Here is a 230-nt window from a genome sequence, read left to right as displayed (position 1 = left end):
GCCCGGTAAGGTTGCCGGTTTCTCGCTACATGCCGGCGTAGCGGCCAAGGCCCATGAGCGCAGCAAACTCGAACGGCTGTGCCACTACATCAGCCCCCGGCGGTGTCTGAGAAACGGCTGTCGCTCACGAAGAATGGCAACGTGCGCTACCAGCTCAAGACGCCGTACCGGGACGGCACCACGCACGTCATTTTCGAACCATTGGATTTCATTGCAAGGCTGGCCGCCCT

1 pseudogene is annotated in these 230 nt (G+C 61.3%); it reads left to right on the top strand.

Features of this window, described 5'->3' with window-relative positions:
- Positions 1–230: pseudogene (locus tag H2508_RS00005) on the top strand (transposase); the annotation flags it as partial.

It is taken from the genome of Sediminihaliea albiluteola, from assembly GCF_014077625.1.
In the GTDB taxonomy this organism is placed as follows: Bacteria; Pseudomonadota; Gammaproteobacteria; order Pseudomonadales; family Halieaceae; genus Sediminihaliea; species Sediminihaliea albiluteola.
This window is presented reverse-complemented; position numbering and strand designations above follow the sequence as displayed.